The 1,949-nt window shown below is 66.5% G+C and carries 2 protein-coding genes; one reads left to right on the top strand and one right to left on the bottom strand.

The window, feature by feature from the left end; all coding sequences use genetic code 11:
• Nucleotides 1–294: 294 nt before the first annotated feature.
• Nucleotides 295–486 (top strand): UPF0175 family protein, encoded by a 192-nt coding sequence (locus BN903_RS10510; protein WP_048077672.1) that lies wholly within the window; start codon nt 295–297, stop codon nt 484–486.
• Nucleotides 487–1,037: 551 nt separating this feature from the next.
• Here the strand turns inward: BN903_RS10510 and BN903_RS10505 are convergent.
• Nucleotides 1,038–1,949: 60S ribosomal export protein NMD3 (locus tag BN903_RS10505; protein ID WP_048077671.1), on the bottom strand; the 912-nt coding region annotated here is incomplete at its 5' end.

The following is a 1,949-nucleotide window of genomic DNA, read 5'->3' as shown; positions in this document are numbered from 1 at the left end:
GGAGACGCCGTAGGCGACCATCGAGCTCACCATGAGAAACGCGAAGAACAGCGCGAAGAGCTGTTGTCTGTCCATGCCCGCGTCTCGACCGTAGAGCGACATAACTCCTGCGGGCGACGGTTGTACAGCCGAACGCGCGCGATCGCGCTCCTGACACGACCGCGAAACCGGTAGCCGTGGCTCCGTGTATTATCACCACCGTTTCGATCACCCGTCAATATATATCGTATAAGGTGTATCAGGCCCCTTAATGAAGTAGTAACCTTCATAATCCCTCACTCGACTACTGAGTGTATGGCCACGAACGGGCTGTCGAGTGCGCTGACGCTGTACGGTGCGAGAACCCTGACCCTGTCGCAGGCGGCCGCGCAGGCGGGGCTCAGCGAGGCCGAGTTCATCGAGCAGCTCGAACGCCGCGGTATCGAAGTAACCGACTCCGAGCGCGCCGCGGCGCTCGGCAACGACCAGCCCGCCCGCGCCGACTGATCTGTCGCGCTCTCGGTCGGCATTCATCTCCCGGCAGAGATGCGAGAACGCCACGGATGATCGATTTCTGTTTCTGTCGAAATTCTCTCTTTCAGCGACATCCCCGCTTGAAACGGTTTGTCGCTAAAGCGTGCTTATAAGATGGCTCTTTCGAGGGTAGAGAAGGTATCAAGGGCAGAATCGCTGGTGACGCGGTGAACACTTCCGAAGCCCCAGTCGTGAGGCCGTACGTGAGTGTTTTCGCCGCGAACGACTCCGCGACTGGGACCACCGAAGCCCCAGCCACGAGGACTCGCGCGACTCGTTGCGCTCCTCGCTCGGTCGCTTCGCTCCCTCGCTGCGGTGCTTACGTCGCCGTGCTTCGTCCTCGCGACTGCCCCTTCGAGTCCCGCCCCGCACCGCGACCGCACCTCACGCCTCCCCAGCCTCGTCGGTCGCCTCCGCGTTGCTCCGGCGACCGACTCCCTCGCGTGACGCTCCTCGCGCCCTGTCGGGCGCTCGGAGGCGCGCGCCACCGCAATCTGGCAAATCAAACGCTAAGGGATGAACACTCAGTTTGAATCCGAACGCCCCGTCACCGTCGGAGCGTCGCCCTCTCTCGGCACGAGGTGGACCGCTCCCTCGTGTTCGAACGCGAGGACCTCGTCGGCGTCGTCGTCGACGAACGCGGGGTTCGGCACGGTCTTCGCCTCGTAGGTGACCGGGTCGAGCACCTGGATCGCGTTCTCGTCTTCGACGGTCACCACGGTCGTCTCCGTCGCGTCGTCCCGGGTCCCGAGTCGGGTCGCGTCGGGGGCCTCTCCGTCCGCGAACGCGGAGGTGTACTCCGCGCCCGTGGCGAGGCGGACGCCCTGGAGGCGGCCGGAGACGCCGGTGACGAGGACGGGGCCGTCGCCGTCCTCGGGGTCGACGATCTCGCCGTCCGCGTACTTCGGGAGCCGGACCGCGAACGTGACGCGGTACACCCCGTTGCCGTCGCCGTCCTCGGTGACGAGCGTCGGGTACGACTCGAAGCTCCCGCCCAGCGACTCCGTGATCCGCGTCGCGACGTTCTGCGCGAGCCGGTTCGAGGAGAGTTTGATGTCCGGGCCGTCGTCCGTCTCGTTGACTTCGGTGATGAACGCCTCGCGGTCGCCGTCGGCCTCCTGATCGGCGACGTACGTCTCGGCGATGTCGAGCGCCTCGGCGCGCTCCGCGGGCGTGAGGTCGCGCTCGTCGGCGCGGACCTGAACGATCCCGGCGTAGTAGCCGCCGGCGATGCGACCGCAGCGGTCGCAGGTCCCCCGCGAGATCTTGACGGGGACCGTCACCTCCGCGGAGCGGAGCGTCCCGCGCACGACCCCCGAGAAGCGGCAGTGCATCCGGACGTTGTTCTCGTCCACCTGCTCCGGCTCGACGCCCCACTCGACGTCGTCGGCGTCGACGTGGACGCCGAGCGCCTCCGCGACCTCGTCGACCGCCAC

The organism is Halorubrum sp. AJ67 (genome assembly GCF_000513435.1).
The sequence above is the reverse complement of the archived record's forward strand: the minus strand, read 5'-3'. Positions and strand labels throughout refer to the sequence as shown.

What these genes read in the sequence shown, in the direction of transcription:
- BN903_RS10510 (WP_048077672.1), top strand. Translation starts at nt 295, where the DNA reads ATGGCCACGAACGGGCTGTCGAGTGCGCTGACGCTGTACGGTGCGAGA.